This window comes from Micromonospora sp. NPDC001898 (genome assembly GCF_042891255.1).
Lineage (GTDB): Bacteria > Actinomycetota > Actinomycetes > Mycobacteriales > Micromonosporaceae > Micromonospora.
Window position 1 is genome coordinate 623859 of the sequence record NZ_JBIATC010000002.1, and the last position, 17542, is coordinate 641400.

General features: G+C 71.9%; 15 protein-coding genes and 1 tRNA gene. 5 read left to right on the forward strand and 11 right to left on the reverse strand.

What is annotated here, in order from left to right:
* The first annotated feature begins 92 nt into the window (after positions 1-92).
* Complete coding sequence (locus tag ACFYZF_RS07460) at positions 93-377, forward strand: DUF427 domain-containing protein (protein ID WP_387016918.1); 285 nt, start codon at positions 93-95, stop codon at positions 375-377.
* 28 nt (positions 378-405) lie between these two features.
* Here ACFYZF_RS07460 and ACFYZF_RS07465 read toward each other — a convergent pair whose 3' ends face one another.
* Positions 406-1335: a LysR family transcriptional regulator gene (locus ACFYZF_RS07465; protein WP_387016920.1), complete on the reverse strand. Its 930-nt coding sequence runs from the start codon at positions 1333-1335 to the stop codon at positions 406-408.
* Positions 1336-1423: 88 nt separating this feature from the next.
* On the opposite strand from ACFYZF_RS07465, the gene ACFYZF_RS07470 reads away from it, so the two are divergent.
* Positions 1424-1975, forward strand: coding sequence for a sugar O-acetyltransferase (locus ACFYZF_RS07470; protein ID WP_387016922.1), 552 nt, complete (start codon positions 1424-1426; stop codon positions 1973-1975).
* A 228-nt stretch (positions 1976-2203) separates the two neighbouring features.
* Here ACFYZF_RS07470 and ACFYZF_RS07475 read toward each other — a convergent pair whose 3' ends face one another.
* The 4 genes from ACFYZF_RS07475 to ACFYZF_RS07490 all read right to left on the reverse strand — a co-directional run bounded on the left by ACFYZF_RS07475 (position 2204) and on the right by ACFYZF_RS07490 (position 7442).
* A complete protein-coding gene (locus tag ACFYZF_RS07475) occupies positions 2204-2689 on the reverse strand; it encodes a hypothetical protein (protein WP_387016924.1) in 486 nt (161 codons plus the stop codon).
* A gap of 319 nt (positions 2690-3008) precedes the next feature.
* The gene (locus tag ACFYZF_RS07480) at positions 3009-4961 is read right to left on the reverse strand and encodes a VWA domain-containing protein (protein ID WP_387016925.1); all 1953 of its coding nucleotides are present in this window, start codon (positions 4959-4961) and stop codon (positions 3009-3011) included.
* Between the two features lie 3 nt (positions 4962-4964).
* Complete coding sequence (locus ACFYZF_RS07485; RefSeq protein WP_387016926.1) at positions 4965-6410, reverse strand: magnesium chelatase; 1446 nt, start codon at positions 6408-6410, stop codon at positions 4965-4967.
* 63 nt (positions 6411-6473) lie between these two features.
* On the reverse strand, positions 6474-7442 hold the full coding sequence (locus tag ACFYZF_RS07490; protein ID WP_387016928.1) for an aldo/keto reductase: 969 nt from the start codon (positions 7440-7442) through the stop codon (positions 6474-6476).
* Positions 7443-7590: 148 nt separating this feature from the next.
* Here ACFYZF_RS07490 and ACFYZF_RS07495 point away from each other — a divergent pair, with 148 nt between their 5' ends.
* Positions 7591-9429, forward strand: a complete 1839-nt coding sequence (locus ACFYZF_RS07495; RefSeq protein ID WP_387016930.1) for a glycosyl hydrolase — start codon at positions 7591-7593, stop codon at positions 9427-9429.
* Between the two features lie 91 nt (positions 9430-9520).
* A complete protein-coding gene (gene mgrA, locus ACFYZF_RS07500; RefSeq protein ID WP_387016932.1) occupies positions 9521-10510 on the forward strand; it encodes an L-glyceraldehyde 3-phosphate reductase in 990 nt (329 codons plus the stop codon).
* 105 nt (positions 10511-10615) lie between these two features.
* Here the strand turns inward: mgrA and ACFYZF_RS07505 are convergent, their stop codons facing one another.
* The 5 genes from ACFYZF_RS07505 to ACFYZF_RS07525 form a co-directional block, all read right to left on the reverse strand.
* Positions 10616-14215 (reverse strand): AAA domain-containing protein, encoded by a 3600-nt coding sequence (locus ACFYZF_RS07505; protein WP_387016934.1) that lies wholly within the window; start codon positions 14213-14215, stop codon positions 10616-10618.
* Positions 14215-14595: a hypothetical protein gene (locus ACFYZF_RS07510; protein ID WP_387016936.1), complete on the reverse strand. Its 381-nt coding sequence runs from the start codon at positions 14593-14595 to the stop codon at positions 14215-14217. The genes ACFYZF_RS07505 and ACFYZF_RS07510 overlap by 1 nt, the downstream gene beginning before the upstream one ends.
* Before the next feature lie 55 nt (positions 14596-14650).
* Entirely contained in the window at positions 14651-14980 is a 330-nt protein-coding gene (locus ACFYZF_RS07515) for a helix-turn-helix domain-containing protein (protein WP_387016938.1), read from the reverse strand.
* A gap of 46 nt (positions 14981-15026) precedes the next feature.
* Entirely contained in the window at positions 15027-16205 is a 1179-nt protein-coding gene (locus ACFYZF_RS07520; RefSeq protein WP_387016940.1) for an acyl-CoA dehydrogenase family protein, read from the reverse strand.
* Positions 16206-16368: 163 nt separating this feature from the next.
* On the reverse strand, positions 16369-16929 hold the full coding sequence (locus ACFYZF_RS07525; RefSeq protein WP_387016942.1) for a GNAT family N-acetyltransferase: 561 nt from the start codon (positions 16927-16929) through the stop codon (positions 16369-16371).
* 206 nt (positions 16930-17135) lie between these two features.
* Here ACFYZF_RS07525 and ACFYZF_RS07530 point away from each other — a divergent pair, with 206 nt between their 5' ends.
* Positions 17136-17333: a hypothetical protein gene (locus tag ACFYZF_RS07530; RefSeq protein ID WP_387016944.1), complete on the forward strand. Its 198-nt coding sequence runs from the start codon at positions 17136-17138 to the stop codon at positions 17331-17333.
* Positions 17334-17418: 85 nt separating this feature from the next.
* Here the strand turns inward: ACFYZF_RS07530 and ACFYZF_RS07535 are convergent.
* Positions 17419-17491, reverse strand: a tRNA-Ala gene (locus tag ACFYZF_RS07535).
* Positions 17492-17542: the final 51 nt, after the last annotated feature.

A 17542-nucleotide genomic window follows, 5' to 3' on the forward strand; every position in this document is an offset into this window, starting at 1 on the left:
CACTGTACGCGCGACAGGGCCGAACCCGTGGGACGTCCACGGTGGCCGTTCCCACGCGCGCGGCATACCGTGGACGGCATACCGTGGACGGCATGCCGCGCGCCGTCTGGAACGACCTCGTGATCGCCGAGAGCACCGACACGGTGGTGGTCGAGGGCAACCACTACTTCCCGCGCACCGCCCTGCGCGACGACCTGGTCCGGGAGTCCTCGACGCACACCTTCTGCCCCTGGAAGGGCACCGCGTCGTACTACACGCTGGAGCACGACGGGCGGACCAGCACCGACGCGGTCTGGTACTACCCGGAGCCGAAGCCGGAAGCCGAGATGGTGCGCGACCGGGTGGCCTTCTGGAAGGACGTCACGGTCGTCGACTAGGACGTGCCTGCCAAATCGGGCGGCCCGCTCAGTGGGCCACCCAGTCCGGGACCCACACCTCATCGGTGGTCTGCGGTCTTGAGGCTCGCAGGTGGTCCCGCAACGCGGTCAGCACGGGGTGCTGGTCCCCGGTGCGCGTGAGCAGCACGTGCGGGTAGCGCGGGGTCGGTTTGCGCAGCGGGATGCGGCGCAGGTAGTAGCTCTGGGGCCACAGGTAGCGGTCCTCGCTGCCGACCAGGGTTGCCAGCGAGGCCGAGTCCGCCAGGGCGTCCATCAGGGCCTCGTCGCCGAAGTCGGGGCCGAGCGCGTCGATGCTCAGGCCGAAGGCCTGCGACAGCGACCGGTAGAATTGCGCCCACTCGGTGCCCGGCCTGATCCCGGGGATCCAGATGCGGTGTCCGGCCAGGTCGGTGGGCCTGACCCAGGCCGCGCTGGCCAGCGGGTGACTCGGCCCGACCAGGAGCTCCAGGGGCGAGTCCAGGAGTCGTTCGGCGCTGATCCCGGCCGGGACCTGGTCCGCCGGCAGGGCGCGGAACGAGGCGTCGATGGTTCCTTCGAGCACGGCCCGGGCGGCCTGGACGGCGTTCTCCTCGGCCAGCGTGACCGCGTCCAGGCCGGCCTCCGGACGGGACCGGTAGAAGCGGTAGACGGCCTGGGCCGGAGCGATGCGCCGATTGAGGACGTCCACGCGCAGCGGGCGTACCCCGGGGCGCACGGCCTGCTCGGCCTGCCCGGCGACGGTCAGGACCTTCTTGGCGTGCGGCAGGAAGACCTGCCCGTCCAGGCTCAGCCGGGAGCCGCGGGAGGTGCGTACCAGCAGCGCGACCCCCAGGTACTTCTCCAGGGCCGCGACCCGCTTGGAGACCGCCTGCTGGCTGATCCCGAGCTCGTCTGCCGCGGCCTGAAACTGGCCGGCCCCGGCCACGGCCACGAACGTGCGCAGCGCTTCGACATCCACACCCCACTCTACGGCCACAACCAGTGGTTGTGTCTGGGCGCATTCGGGGTTGTTTGATCGCACCTCGCCGAGGTGCTGGGATCAGCGCATGCCCACCACCACAGACCAGGCCATGTATGTCCAGACGCCCGAGTTCGCGCGCTATGCGGAGCGGATCGCACAGGTGACCGACGCAACCTCGCGGCTGAACGTGCTGCCGTTCAGCGATACCGAGGCGCGTGCGGAACTACTGGCGGTTGTGTTCGGTGGTCCGCTGCCGGAGTTGGTGACGATCTACCCGCCGTTCTTCACCGAGCACGGCATGAACACGCGGTTCGGGAAGAACGTCTTCGTCAACCAGGGCTGCACGTTCATGGACCACGGCGGCATCCGCATCGGCGACAACGTCATGATCGCCCCGAAGGTCAGCCTCATCACCGGAGGGCACCCGCTGCCCCTGGCCGAGCGGCGCGAGTACATCACCAGCGCCCCGATCGTGATCGAGGACGACGTCTGGATCGGCGCGGCCGCCGTGGTCACCCAGGGCGTGACCATCGGTGCGGGCTCGGTGGTCGCTGCCGGCGCTGTCGTCACCCGTGATGTGCCTGCCCGCACGCTGGTCGCGGGAGTGCCCGCGCGGGTGGTCAAGGCGATCGACTGACCCGTCCGGGCGAGCGCCGGCAGGCAGTTCCTGCCGGCGCGCTCGCCCGGACGGGCGTCCTGTTCCCGATGTCCCGTCACGGCCGCCTCACCGACGAGCAGTGGGACCGCATCCCTGCTCCGCTGCCCAGCAACATCGGCGTAGGGGCAGGCCCTGGGCCGACCACGTCGGGTCGTGGAAGCGATCGGTACCGGTACCGCACCGGGATCCCCTGGCGAGACCCGGTCGTCAGCCGCGGTGCGCGTGCAGCTCCGGGCGCAGGGCACGGAGCTGGTCGAGGTGCTTGGGCAGGTGCACCCGGGTGTGCAAATCGAGGGTGCGACCCCAGGGCAGCGCCTCGTCGACCCGTAGGTCGACGTCCTCGTGCAGGCGGGTCTCGACGAGCGTCTGCGCCACCGCCGGACCCAGCCGGTCCACCAGTACGCAGAGCTTCTGGCTGGTCGCGCGCAGCATGGCGGCCAGCCCGACCAGCCCGCCGTGCTCGGCGACCAGCGCGTCGAGCTGCGGCCGGTGCACGGTCTCCAGGTCGTAGTACGCGAACGGCGACCCGGCCAGCACCGCCTCGGTGGCCTCGCTCATCAGCTCGTCGTTGGCCGCCAGGTGCGCCACGATCTGCTCGGCGCTCAGCTCCCCGCCCACCGGCGGCTCGAACCCGCCCGCCTCCACCTCGGCGAGCACCTCGTCGTACGCCCGCCGCAACCCCGTGCTGTCCACGACCCCCAGTCAACCCCGGGGCCGGGCGGGCATCGGCGGGCTACCGTCCCCGGTTCACCCGGACGGGACCGGCCGTCGGAGGTGCTCTCGCGGGTCCTTTGGAGCTGAGTCGTTCACGACATCGGCCCCGCGCCCCGCCCACCCCGGTCCGGCCCGCGTGCCGGACGGGGTGGCTAACGCGCACACGGACCAGGGCGCCGGGCACACGCGAGGTCACCTGCGGCATCCGCTGGTGCTGGGCGCAGGCGGGGCCTGGCCCCTCGGCACCCGGGCAGGGGACCGCCGGGCGCGGGGCGGTCCGCCCGCCCGGAAGCCGGCGTCAGCGGCGGCCCCGGCGGGCGCGGAGGTAGTCGCTGACCACGTACTCGCCGAGGTCGTCGAGGTCCGGGGTGAACATCCTGCCCCGGGAACGGCGGGCCACCGCGTCGACGAAGCGGCGCAGGCCCGGGTCGTCGCCGAGCATGAACAGGTTGAGCGTGGCGCCGGCCCGGGTCAGCCGGTCCACCTCCCGGATCGTGGCCTCGATCGTCTCCGGCAGCGGCGGCCACTTGAAGTACGCCTCGCCGTCGTCGGGGTCGAGGTGGGCGGTCGGCTCGCCGTCGGTGACCACGAGGACCACCGGCTCCGCGTCCGGATGGCGGCGCAGGTGCCGGCCGGCCAGCCGCAGCGCGTGCTGGAGGTTGGTGCCCTGCTGCTGGTCCGGTTCCACCGCCGCCAGCTCCGCCTGGGTCAACGGCGCCGCCTCCCGGCCGAAGCCGACGATCTGCAACGCGTCCTGCGGGAACCGGGTCGCCACCAGGTGGGACAGCGCCAGCGCCGTCTGCTTCATCGGCCCCCACCGCCCCTGCGAGATCATCGAGTACGACAGGTCCACGCAGAGCGCCACCGCCGCCGACGCCCGGCGCTCCGTCTCCACCACCTCGAAGTCGGAGACCGCGAGTTGGACGGGCACCGTCGGGCCTGCCCGGGTGACCGCCCGGGTCAGGGTGCGCACCACGTCGAGCGGCTGCTCGTCGCCGTACTCCCATGGCCGGGACGCCCCGCTCGCCTCGCCGGCGGCCCCGGCCGAGCGCAGGTCGTGCTGGCCACGCGGCCCAGCGGTCAGGTCGGCGAAGACCCGGCGTAGGGCGGTGCCGGCGAGCCGGCGCAGCGCCTTCGGGCTCAACGTCAGCCCGTCGGAGTCCCGGGTCACCCAGCCCTGCCTGCGCAGCTCCCGTTCCAGTTCCCGCAGCCGGCGCACGTCGTCGGCGGCGTCGCGGCCCAGCGTCCGGGACACCGCCTCGACGTCCACGTCGTCCAGGGTGGCCCCGGGCTGGTCCTGGTCGAGGGCGTCCAGCAGCTCGTCCAGCTCGGCGATCTCACCGAGCGCGTCGGCCGCCTCGCCGTACCCGAGCGACTGCTCGCCGCGGACCCGCTCGCCCCGATTCCAGTTCAGGTCGGGTCGCAGCGCCCGCAGGTTCGCGTCCAGCGCCGACAGCTCGCCGGCCAGCCGGTCACCGAGGGACTGGCGCATCAGGCCGGCCAGCTCCTCGCGCTGCCGGTCCGACAGGGACCGCATCAGCCGCTCCCCCGCCGCCGCGCGCCGGGCCAGCACGTCGACGAGCTCGTCGACGTCCTTCGGCCGCTCCGGGAAGAACTCGCCGTGCCGACCCATGAACTCCGCGAACGCGTCGGTGGTGTCCTCCGACCGGGCATGCCGGGCAAGCAGGTCGTTGAGGTCGCGCATCATCTCGGCGAGCTGCCGTTGGGCGGCCGGGTCGGCTGCGGCCCGCGCCGCGGCCCGCAGCCCGGCGAAGCGCTGTTCCAGCACGTCGCCGCGCAGCCCGTCGAGGATCCGCTGGTACGCCTGCCGGGCCTCGGCGCTGACCCAGGAGTACCCGGAGAGCTCCTGCACGGCGCGGGCCGTGGACCGGGGCAGGTTGTCCAGCACCGCCTCGGCGAACCGGGCCGCCTCGTCGGTGCGCCCGCGCAGCTCGTCCCGCTCGGCGACGAGGGCCTGGTCCAGCAGCGCCCGGGCCCGGGTCACCGCCCCGTCCAGGTCGCCCCGGCGCAGCGCCTCCCGGCGCAGCCGCCGGGCCCGGGCGGCCAGGTCGTCCAGGCCGCCCCGGCCCTGAGGGCCGCGCCGCAGCAGGTCGCGCAGCGCCTTCCGCAGGCTGCCGCCGGCCAGCATCTCCGCGCCGACCGCGTCCACCGCCGCCCGCACGTCGTACGGCGGCGCGAGCGGATCCGGCCCGCCGTGCCACTGCCCGTACCGGAACCGGTTGCCGGCCACGGCTCAGCCCCGGCTGCCGTAGACGGTGCGCCCGCTGTCGGTGACGTCCTTGCCGAGCCGGCGCGTCAGGTGCAGCCCTTCCAGGACGAACTCCACACCGGCCGCCGCCTGCTCCGGCGTCGGCGCGTCGCCCATCCCCAGCCGGTCGAGCGCCTTGGCCAGCCCCGGCACGGTGCCGACCTGGCGCAGCAACTCGGCCGAGGAGACCAGCTCGCCGGTCTCCACCACCCGGCCGTCGTCCACCAGCGCGGTGAAGCCGGACAGGTCCAGCCCGGCCAGCCGTGCCCGGAACGTGTCGTCCGTGGCGGTACGCAGCAGGTGATCCAGGACCTCGGTCTCCCGGCCCTCCTCGCCGCTCTCGAACTCGACCTTGCCGCGCAGCGTCGAGGTCACCGACACGGCGTCGCCGATCCGGGCCACCGGCACCTCGGGCGCCGGGTCGGAGCCGGCGGCGAGCAGGCCGGTGCGACGCAGCGCGGCGGCGGCTACCGTCTCGGCGGCGGCGATGGCGAACCGGGCGGAGACACCGGAGCGCTGGTCGACCGACGGCGACTCGCGGACCGCGCGGGCGAACCGGGCGAGCACCTCCAGCACGTGCTCCGGCACCTCGCCGACCGGGTCTGCCTCCTGCCGGATCAGCGCCAGCTCCAGTTCCAGTTCCAGCGGGTAGTGGGTGTGGACCTCGGCACCGAACCGGTCCCTGAGCGGGGTGATGATCCGACCCCGGTTGGTGTAGTCCTCCGGGTTGGCGCTGGCCACCAGGAACAGGTCCAGTGGCAGCCGTAGCTGGTAGCCCCGGATCTGGATGTCCCGCTCCTCCAACACGTTGAGCAGCGCCACCTGGATCCGTTCGGCCAGGTCGGGCAGCTCGTTGATGGCGAAGATGCCCCGGTTGGTGCGGGGCACCAGCCCGAAGTGGATCGTCTCCGGGTCGCCGAGGGTGCGTCCCTGTGCGATCCGGATCGGGTCCACGTCGCCGATCAGGTCGCCGACGCTGGTGTCCGGGGTGGCGAGCTTCTCGCCGTAGCGCAGCGAGCGGTGCAGCCAGGCGACCGGCAGGTCGTCGCCGGCGGACTCGGCCAGGGCGCGGGAGGCGGGGGTGAGCGGGCGCATCGGGTGCTCGTTGAGCACCGAGCCGGCGATGACGGGGGTCCACTCGTCGAGCAGCGCGGCCAGCGAACGGATCAGCCGGGTCTTGCCCTGGCCGCGCTCGCCGAGCAGCACCATGTCGTGGCCGGCGAGCAGGGCCCGCTCGACCTGGGGCAGCACCGTGTCGTCGTACCCGACGATGCCGGGGAAGCGGTCCTCGCCGGTGCGCATCCGGGCGAGGAGGTTGTCGCGGAGTTCCTGCTTGACCGTGCGGTGTCGGTGCCCGACGGCCCGTAGCTCGCCCAGGGTAGCGGGCAGGTCGGCGGGCGGGACCGGGAGAACCTGGTTGGGCTCAGTCACCCGACCAACGCTAGCGCGGCCCGGCCCGCCGCCCCGCCCCGTCGCCCGCACGGGCCCGGACCCTCATCTCCCCGCCCGGGCGCGAATCAGCATCGGCACCGCCGCGAGGCCGGTGACCGGGCGGAAGGCGCGGGCGGCGGCGGCCAGCGCCGCGTACTCGTCGTCGGCCAGGTCGATCTCGGCGGCGGCGGCGTTGCGCTCCACCTGTTCCACGCTCGACGCACCGGGGATGGCCACCACGTTGGGGTGGCGCAGCAGGTGGGCCAGGGCGATCTGGCTGGGTGTGGCGTCGTGCGCGTCGGCCACCTCGCGCAGCGCGCCGATCAGCACGGCGCCGCGCTCCAGGTTCACGGGCAGGAAGTACGGGTTGGCCCGGCGCACCGCCCCGCTCGGCGGGTTCTTTACGTCGTACCGGCCGGACAGGAAGCCCTGGGCGAGCGGGCTGTACGCGATGACGATCCGGCCGGCCTGCTCCGCGTACGGCAGGAGGTCGTCCTCGGGCCCGCGGTCGACCATGCTGTAGCGGACCTGGTTGCTGAGCACCCGCCGGCCCAACGCGGCCTCGGCGAACCGCCAGCGGCGCAGGCTGTAGTTGCTCACCCCGACCTCGACGACCAGGCCGACGTCCTGCAACGCCCGCATGCCCCGCATGGTGGTGGTGTCGGCGACCACCGGGTTGGCCTGGTGCACCTGGTACAGGTCGATGGTGCGCACACCGAGCCGGGCCGCCGAGGCGACCGCCCGCTGCTGTACCACCGGGGCGACCGGCAGCAGCGGGAAGATCTTGCTGGCCACCACGACCCTGTCCCGGTCGTCGCCGAGGGCCGCGCCGAGGATCCGCTCGCTGCGGCCGAAGCCGTACACCTCGGCGGTGTCGAACAGGGTGACCCCGAGGTCGAGCGCCCGCCGGACGATGTCCTCCGCCCGGCGCTCGTAGTCGGGCCCGTAGCCCCACTCCTTCGAGCCGAACTGCCAGGTGCCGAGGCCGATCTTGGAGATGGGCTTGGGGGTGTCGAGCTGGACGAAGCGCATCCCCCGAAACTACGCGAAAGGTAGGGCACCTTATCAGCACATTCCGTGCAGGAAGGCGATTTTTCCTCTCCGTCGAGTTGACAAACGGATAGCCGTGGATCGATTGTGGGAGCGCTTCCATCCACCGTCACCGCTCCGGGAGCCCGTCATGACCCGTCCCCGTCCCCGTCTCCGGTCCCGTCCCGCCCGGCTGGCGCTGGCCGCCGCCCTGCTGCTGCTCGCGCCCCTGATCCCGGGCCTCGCCCCGGCCGCCTCGGCGGCCAGCCCCACCGTGTACGAGGCGGAGAGCGGCGCCCTCACCGGGGTGACCGTCGAGACCGCCGCCGCCGGCTACTCCGGAACCGGTTACGTCGCCGGCTTCGACGCCGCCGACGACCAGGTCGCCGTTCCCGTGCCCAACTCCCCCGGCGGCCTGTTCGAGCTGACCGTGGCCTACCGCGCGCCGTACGGCCAGAAGACCGCCTCGCTGCTGCTCAACGGTGCCGGCAACGGCGATGTCGTGCTGCCGGCCAGCACCGAATGGACCACCGTCGCGGCCGGCAAGGTGCTGCTGCGCGCCGGCGACAACACCATCACGGTACGCAACAACTGGGGCTGGTACGAGATCGACGCGATCCGGCTCGCCCCGGTCAGCGACCCGCCCCCGCACCAGTTCACCGGCGCGCTGGTCAACCCCGACGCCGACGCCCCGGCACGGGCGCTGATGCGCTACCTGACCGCGCACTACGGCACTGACGTGCTCTCCGGCCAACAGGACATGGGCGGGGTGCGTTGGCTGGAGGAGAACGTCGGCAAGGCGCCGGCCATCGCCGGCCTCGACCTGATGGACTACTCGCCCAGCCGGGTCGAACGCGGCACCACCTCCACGGAGGTGGAGAACGCGCTCGCCTGGGACGCCCGGGGTGGCATCGTCACCTTTGCCTGGCACTGGAACGCGCCGAGCGGTCTGATCGACACCCCCGGCAAGGAGTGGTGGCGCGGCTTCTACACCGACGCCACCACCTTCGACGTGGCGGCGGCGCTGGCCGACCCGAACTCCGCCGACTACAGACTGCTGATCCGCGACATCGACGCGATCGCCGTGCAGCTCACCCGGCTGCGTGACGCGGGCGTGCCGGTGCTCTGGCGACCGCTGCACGAGGCCGAGGGCGGCTGGTTCTGGTGGGGCGCCAAGGGCCCCGGCCCGGCCAAGCAGCTCTACCGGCTGATGTACGACCGGCTCACCAACCACCACCAGCTCACCAACCTGGTCTGGGTGTGGAACTCGGTCGGCACCGACTGGTACCCGGGCGACGACGTGGTCGACGTGGTCAGCGTCGACTCGTACCCGCCGGCCGGCGACCACGGGCCGGTAAGCGCGTCGTACGACAAGCTGGTGGCCCTGGGCGGCGACCGCAAGCTGGTCGCGTTGGGCGAGGTGGGCTCCATCCCGGACCCGGCGCTGACCCGCGTCTACCGGGCCGACTGGAGCTGGTTCGTCACCTGGTCCGGCGACTTCCTCACCGACGGGCAGTCGAACCCGCTGGACTTCCTGCGCCGGGTCTACCGGGACGACCCGCACGTACTCACCCTCGACGAGCTGGGTGACTGGAAGCACGCGGGCCCGAGCCCGACACCGACCGTCAGCCCCACCGGCTCACCGACCCCGACGCCGACCAGCCCGCCCCCGACCCCGACGCCGACCGCGCCTGCGGGCTGCACGGCGAGCTGGAAGCTGGTCAACCAGTGGCCCGGCGGCTTCCAGGCGGAGGTGACGGTGCGCAACTCGGGCACCGCGCCGATCATCGGCTGGACGGTCCGCTGGACGTTCGGCGCCGGTCAGAGCGTGGCCAACTCCTGGAACGCCACCGTGTCGACCAGCGGGAACACCGTCACCGCCCGCAACGTCGGCTGGAATGGCCGGCTGGCCCCCGGTGGCACCGCCACCCTCGGGCTGATCGGCAGCGGGTCCGCCCCGACTCCCACGCCCACCTGCACCCCGGCCTGACCGGTCCCGACAGCCCGGGAGGTTCGCGCCGACACCGCCACCGCGCGGGCGCGAACCTCCCGGCCACCGGGGCGTCGATAGGGTCGGTGGCGTGACCTACCTTGCTGCCGACGAGCGCTACACGACCATGACCTACCGACGGAGTGGGCGCAGCGGGCTGCGGCTGCCCGCCGTCTCGCTCGGGCTGTGGCACAACTTCGGCCCGGACCGCCCCTTCGAGCGGCAGCGCGACATCGTCCGCCGCGCCTTCGACCTCGGGATCACCCACTTCGACCTGGCCAACAACTACGGCCCGCCGCCCGGTGCCGCTGAGGAGAACTTCGGGCGGCTCCTCGCCACCGACCTCAAGCCGTACCGGGACGAGCTGGTGATCTCCAGCAAGGCCGGGTACCTGATGTGGCCCGGCCCGTACGGCGAATGGGGCTCCCGCAAGAACCTGGTCTCCTCGCTGGACCAGTCGCTGCGCCGGATGGGTCTGGACTACGTCGACGTCTTCTACTCGCACCGGTTCGACCCGGACACCCCGCTGGAGGAGACGATGGGCGCGCTCGACGCGCTCGTCCGCTCCGGCAAGGCCCTCTACGTGGGCGTCTCCAACTACGACTCGGCGCAGACCGAGCGGGCCGCCGCGATCCTGCGCGACCTGGGCACGCCGCTGCTGATCAACCAGCCGTCGTACTCGATGCTCAACCGCTGGACGGAGGGCGACGGGCTGCTGGACACGCTGGAGCGGGTCGGGGCCGGCTGCATCGCGTACAGCCCGCTCGCCCAGGGGCTGCTCACCGACCGCTACCTGGGCGGCGTCCCCGCCGACTCCCGGGTGCGCACCAGCGTCTTCCTAAACGAGAGCAACCTGGACGAGAAGACGATGACCACGGTACGGGCGCTCGGCGGGGTCGCCGGGCGGCGCGGGCAGTCCCTGGCCCAGCTCGCGCTCGCCTGGGCGCTGCGCGACCCCCGGATGACCAGCCTGATCATCGGGGCGAGCAGCGTGCCGCAGTTGGAGACGAACGTCGCGGCCCTGGACAACCTGGATTTCACCGCAGAGGAGCTGGCCGAGATCGACCGTCACCTGGCCTGACAATGCCCGACGCCTTGGCGCGAAAATGATTGGCACGACCACTTCATCGGCGTCGGCGAAGCGCCCCACCAACATCCTCTGGGTAGAGCCACGGGCTGACCGACATCACCATTCCCGGGCGTCCGTTCCTGCCAACCGGCGCAGGTCGTCGGTCAACTCGGCCGCTACCTGCTCCGGCTCCGCCAGACAACGCCAGGCCGGTACCCGACGGACGGGGGTGAGGCCGGCGGTGATGTCGAGCTGGGCGAGCACCTTACGCAGTCCCCGGCCGTCGGAATCGCCCGCCGGATCGTCAACGACGACGGCCAGTTCGGCGTCCGCGTGGCGCACCAGGAGGTCGACGGTCCGCCCGGCCAGGGAGGCGTCACGCCGCACGGCGAGGCCGGTTCCCCCAAGGGCACGATGCAACCGGTCGGTAGCCGCCATTGCGGCATCCGGCGCCCTGTCGGCGGCCTCGCGGCCGAGGGCCAACGCGGTGAGCAGTCCACGTTGCCCCGACCACCACGAACGGTCGCCGACCACGACGAGCTGGGACCGGGCCCGGGTGATGGCGACATTCCACAGGTTGGTCTGGTACACGAGCCAGCCTCGGGTACGGTCCGGAATGCCGTACGCCCCGACCGGCGAGACGACCATGATGTCCCGTTCGCTGCCCTGGAACTTGTGGATGGTCGCGCAGAGCAGATTGTCGGTGAGGCCGGCGTCGCGCAGGGCCGCCGCCAGGCGACGCTGGTGCGCGGCGAGCGGCGTGACCACCCCGATCGAGGCATCGGGGTACGCCGCCCGCAGGTGCGCCACCTCGGTGACCACCTGATCGATCTCCACCTGGTTACGCCCGGAACCGGTCGCCCCGGGGCTGAACCTCCCGGGGACGTCGCGCCAGCGCACCGCCGGCTCGGCCGCAGCGGCCAGTCGGGCCGGGTCGGTCAGCACGGTGAGCCGCCCCTGGTAGACCTCCCGGTTCGGCACGTCGACGATGTCCGGGTGGCACCGGTAGTGCTCGTCGAGGAGGTGCGTCGAGCCCGCCGCGGCGGCGAACGCGTCGTACGCGGAGTGGCCCGTGTAGGTGAGCCGACGGGTGGTCAGCCAGCCGGTGCTCACCTCGGCCCGGGCGCGCTCGGTGACGTCGTCAGCCTCGGGCAGGTCCACGACGGGCGCGAGCTGACGCGGATCGCCGATGATCAGCGCCCGCTTGGCGCGGTAGAGCATGGGCAGGATCGCGGGAATGGTGCACTGCGCCGCCTCGTCGATCACCACGAGGTCGTACAACGCGGGGCTTCTGCGCAAGCGCCGGGCGGACAGCGCGGTCACCGCCCAGCCCGGCAGCACCCGCAGCAGCTCGGGGAAGTAGGCCCAGCTGTCCGACTGCGGCTTGGCCATCTCGTCGGCCCGGTCCTGCAACAGGCGCGCCCCCGCAGCCACCCGGCGGGCGATCTGCGCCCGCAGCAGTTTGATGCTGAGCGCGGGCCTGTCGGTGCCGACCAGCTCGACCAGTTCCCGCCAGGAAGCGTCGCCGTCGGGCAGCTCAGCGAGACGCTGCCGGCGTTCGCGCCAACGCAGCTCGATCACCGCCCGCTCGGCGAGCGCCTCGACGGCGGCCCGGTCGACGACCCGGTACGTCCGCAGCCGCCACCGGTACCACCACCCGAGCCACCTGCTGGCGAGCGCTCGATCGGTCAGGTGGACGAGCTGCGCCAGAGCCCTGTCGTCGTCCGGCAGCGTGGCCGCCCCGGAGCCCGGGTCGGAGTCACGCTCGACGGCCAGCTCGGCGAGGTCGCGTTCGAGCAGACGGAGCTTGTCCAGCGTCCCCCGGAATCCGGCAGCCTTCTCCGCCAGCAGTCGCAGCTCGTGCAGCGGGGTACGGTCGTCCGGCTCGGTGCGGTGCTCCGCCGGCGGATAGGCCCCGAGGATGTCGGCGAGATGTTTCGGTTCCTGCAGCCGGTGTTCCTTGTTGCCGGTACGCAGCAGCAGGCCCGGACCGATCAGGTCGGTGACCCGGCCGAGCACCGAGTCGACGGCCTGATTGCTGGTGGAACCGATGAGCACGCTCTGGCCGGCGGCGGTGGCGGTGGCCAACAGGGCGGTGACCAGTTGACTCTTGCCGGTGCCCGGAGGCCCCTGGGCGACGGTCAACGGCTGCGACATCGCCGCCTGGATGATCTCCTCCTGCGCCTCGTTCGTGGCGCTCATCGCCACCGTCACGGCCGGCGTCGGAGGCACCTCGTCGGGACGGAGCGCCAGCGCGCCCAGGGCGGTCCGCTCGATGAGCTTCGGATTCTTGACCATGCCTCGCAGGTCGTCGACGAGCTGCCGCTGCGGTGACTCGGTGGCGTCGACGGTGTAGAGGATGGCCGCGTTCTGCACCCCGCGCACCGGTCCCGGCCGGATGGTGCCGACGAGCATCGCCGGGTCGATCTCGACCACCGGGTCCAGCCCGAACGTCTTCATGAGCACGTCGACGGTGGCGACCAGGGCAGCGGGGTCACCCGGCACGAAGACCTGCTCGACGCGTTGCCGCAGCTCGTCGGCTTCCACCTCGGAGAGCTGGAACAGGTCGACGAGGGCTGAGCTTGGACGGGGCGGAAAGGAGGCGTGCAGGATGTCGTCCGCGCCGACGGTGACATCACAGACCAGGAGCGGGGCGAGCCGGGGAGGTCTGCCCCGGCCGGGCCGGACGGCGACGACCGGATAGCCGTACTGCACCTCCCTGCCGTCGGCGCGAGCCCGCGCGGCGAGTTTGGCGGCTGTACCGCCCAGCCGGACGGGCGTGTCCGAGGTGAGGACGGCCTCGGACCCGGGCGGAGCCGCGACGTACGTACCGGTTGCCTGGGGATCGATGAGGGACTGCAGCACGGTCGACCGCTGCATGCAGTTGACGTAGTAGGTCACCAGGCGACGCCACTGGTCGGCGTCGAACGGCGCCTCGTCCGCCGGGCTCGCCGTGGCGGCTACGACCTGCCTCGCGGCGGCTGCGGATCCGGGCACGGTCGCCAGCCGGATCGGCTCGGTGACTCCCTCACTCGACTCGACCGGGTTGTGCTGACGACGCCGGGCCATCTCGGTCAGGGCGTACCGGGAGAGGTCGTTGGTGGTGATCCAACCGTCGTCCGCCGTCCCCTCGGCCGCGCCCCGCAGGCCGGTGAGGAGCACCTCGGTGAAGATCGACGGCTGGTCCGGTCCCTGCGCCTTCGACGCCTTGAGGTGGGTGCTGGAGGTCAGCATGAAGGTGCCACGTTCACGCTTGGCGCGGCGCGGCTCTTCGCGCACTCCGCCCCGGAAACGGTGCCGGGTCGTGAACGCGCCGGAGAAGCAGCAGTCGAGGAGGACCACCTTCTGGCTGGCCTTGGTGTGGTTGAGCAGATGGCGCAGGGTGCCGTCGGTGTCGAAGGCGGTCGCGTGCAACTGCCCGCAGACCGTGTCGGTCGCGGCCAGGAACAGTGACTGCCCGTCGCCGTGCAGCACGCCGTGGCCGGAGTAGTACAGCAGCGCCAGGTCGCCGTTGCGCCGCGCGCCGTAGAACTCCTCGACGACCTGACGCAGGTGCGCGGCGGGCAGGTCCAGTTCGGCGCGTACGGTGTCGAACTCGCCGGCGCCGTCCAGCAGGGCCTTGAGCTGCGCCACGTCCTGTCGTACCGAGGGAAGGGGCGCAAGCTCGCGGTCGACGTGGCAGGCGGCCGTGCCGAGCAGCAGGGCGTGCCGACCCATCAGTGGCGGGACCGTTCGATCGCGGCCCGCACCGTCCTGATCAGTTCGTCGGTCTGGCCGTGGGTGGGCCGGTCGATGGTCAGCTCGATGTCACCGACCCGCAGGTGCACCCGGCGGCCGGTGTGGCGTTGCAGGAAGGCCAGGACCACGTCGACCAGCGCCTGCACGTAGCCAGGGTCGACGCCCGCCAGCACGGTCACCACGCCGAGCGCCACCTCGCCGACGCCCTTGGCAGCCGGATCGGTGGTGGGCCGCTCGACGCGCTCCACCTCGCCGGCCTCGCGGAGGTCGTCCGCCAGCTCGTCGGTCAGCTGGCCGAGGACGAACTCGTCGTCGTCGTCGAGCGGCGTGAAGTCGATCCGGATGCGGACGTGAGACACCCAACCTCCTCGGCGTGCGGTGCTGACGAGGCTACGGAGGCGGCGATGCGTGCAGTTATGTCTGTCGGCTTTCCGATCGACCGTCCATCAGCGACTGCATGGTCGGCTCCAGTTCGTAGGCCTCGACGATCTGAGCCAACCGGGAGGCCGGAAGCTTCACTTTGCCGGCCTCCACTCCGGAGACGTACGCCTGGATGATGCCGATGGCGCGGCCAGCCGCCGCCGCGGTGAAACCGACCTCCTCGCGGCGCTGCTCCTGGTCCCCGCCAAACAGCCGGCCGGACCTGACCGCTCCCGCGCCAGGCAACGTTCTGGCACTGGCCGACCGGCTGCACGACGAGCCGCCAACGGGGAGCCCCGCGCCCGCGTTACACACGAAGTTCACCGCCGTGTGCGAACGAGTCTCACCGCCCCGGCCAGGCCGGGCCCGCTCACTTGAAGGCGGCGTGGCCGGTCAGCACCTGTCCGATGATCAGCTGATGGACCTCGGAGGTGCCCTCGTAGGTGAGCACGGATTCGAGGTTGGCCGAGTGGCGGATGACCGGGTAGTCGAGGGTGATCCCGGCCGCGCCGAGGATGGACCGGCACTCGCGGGCGATGGCGATGGCCTCCCGCACGCTGTTGAGCTTGCCCAGGCTGACCTGCCGGTGGTCGAGGGTGCCGGCGTCCTTCATCGCGCCGATCTGCAACGCCAGCAGCATCCCCTTGCCCAGTTCCAGCCCCATGTCGGCGAACTTGAGCTGGGTGGCCTGGTACGCGGCGAGCGGCTTGTCGAAGATCAGCCGGCTGCGGGCGTACGCGATCGTCGTGTCCAGGCAGTCGTGGGCCGCGCCCAGCGCCCCGAAGACGATGCCGAAGCGGGCCTCGTTGAGACACGACAGCGGACCGGACAGGCCGGCGGCCTCCGGCAGCATCGCGTCGGCGGGCAGCCGCACGTCGTCGAGGACGAGTTCCGAGGTCACCGAGGCGCGTAGGGAGAGCTTGCGGGTGATCTCCGGGGCGGTGAAGCCGGGGGTGCCGGCGGGGACGAGGAAGCCGCGGACGCCCTCGTCGGTGCGGGCCCACACCACGGCGACATCCGCGACGGAGCCGTTGGTGATCCACATCTTGGTGCCGTTGAGCACCCAGTCGTCCCCGTCGCGGCGGGCCCTGGTCCGCATGCCGGCCGGGTCGGAGCCGAAGTCCGGTTCCGTCAGGCCGAAGCAGCCGATGGCCTCACCGGCGGCCATCCTGGGCAGCCACTGCTGCTTCTGCTCCTCGGAGCCGAACCGCCAGATGGCGTACATGGCGAGCGATCCCTGCACCGAGACCAGGGAGCGCACCCCCGAGTCGCCCGCCTCCAGCTCGAAGCAGGCCAGCCCGTACGCGACGGCGGAGGTGCCGGCGCAGCCGTAGCCCTCAAGGTGCATGCCGAGCACGCCGAGCTGCCCGAGTTCGAGGGCCAGGTCCCGGACGGGCAGGCTGCCGTCCTCGTACCAGGTGGCGATCTCCGGGCGGATCCGCCGGTCGACGAAGCCACGTACGGCGGTCTGGAGGGCCCGGGTGTCGTCGTCGATCAGCGCGTCGACGCCGAAGTACGCGAGTGCGGGCGCGGGGGTGGACAGGGTCACGATTCGTTTCCTCCCGGGGTTTCTTCCAGCTGCACGATCACGCTACGCGCGACGGCGACGGCCAGCGCGTCCAGCGCGGGCAATTCGGTCACTCGATGCGACCGGCCCGACCCAGCAGGTACCGGCATCCATGTTCGCCCGCCCCCGTCGTCACCCAGCTAGATCACCCAAGGGCGGAATTGAGTCCTTCAAGTGCGAAGACGACCGTAGTGTGCTGCTGCTCGCCGTCCTCCGGCGTCTCGGTGCGGGTGCCGACGTACTGGAAGTGACACTTCTCGGCCACCCTGATCGATGCCGTGTTCCCGTCGCTCGCCTCAAGGATCAGCCGCTTCACCCGAAGGTCGGACAACGCCCAGGCCGCCAGCAACTGCACGGCCATCGGGGCGATACCCCGGCCACGGTTCTCGGGGAACACGTTGTAGGCGACAGTGGCGACGTCATCGCTTCGGAACTGAAGGTTGATGATCCCAACGGGCTCGTCGGTCACAGCGTCTGCGATTACTAACGGGGCACCCCTCCCGTTCCGCCATGCCTCGTCGGCCCGGGCCAAGCTCGTACGGCGCGCCTCCTCATCCATCGGCTCGTCGTCCAGCCACCGACGGGTTTCGGGGTCATGACTGGCTGCGGCAATCGCGCCGAGGTCAGAAGCCCGCCGAAGCCGCAAGGCGACAGTGCCGTCTGTAAGCCGGCGGGCCGGCGGTTCTATCGACGTGGAACGGGCCATGGAAGCTCATGTTACGGCCAGCCGCCGAGCTGGGCCGTCCCGCGACGGGGCCGCGCTGGAGGAGGTGACGGGAATCGAACCCGCACTGTCAGCTTGGGAATCGGGCTGGCCCGCACTGTGGGTAGCCGCGCTGCCTGGCCGCATTCGCGCAACTACGGTTCGGCGAACTAGTAGCGCTGCGCCGCCGAGACATCGACCTGCGCACGATGGAACTACGGGTACGCCGCGCCACGGCGAAAATGGAGGATGGCAGGCAGATTGACGACGACCCGAAATCCGAGGCGGGAAAACGACCGATCAGTCTGCCGTCCGGGCTGAGGCACGCCACCCATGACCGCGATCACGCCATCGCCGCCGCCCTGGACGCGCTGATCGAAGAGGCGCGAGACAAGGTCAGCGCCTGATCTGGCACGGAGCGCCCCGAGAATGGCGAAAACGAGGAACGCCCTGGTGCGAGATTCTGTCTCTCACCAGGGCGTTTCGTAAGGGTGGAGCCGAGGGGACTCGAACCCCTGACCCCCACACTGCCAGTGTGGTGCGCTACCAGCTGCGCCACGGCCCCTCACCTTGCCCCCGGTTGCCCGGGCACGGAGAGAACTATACACACGCCGGC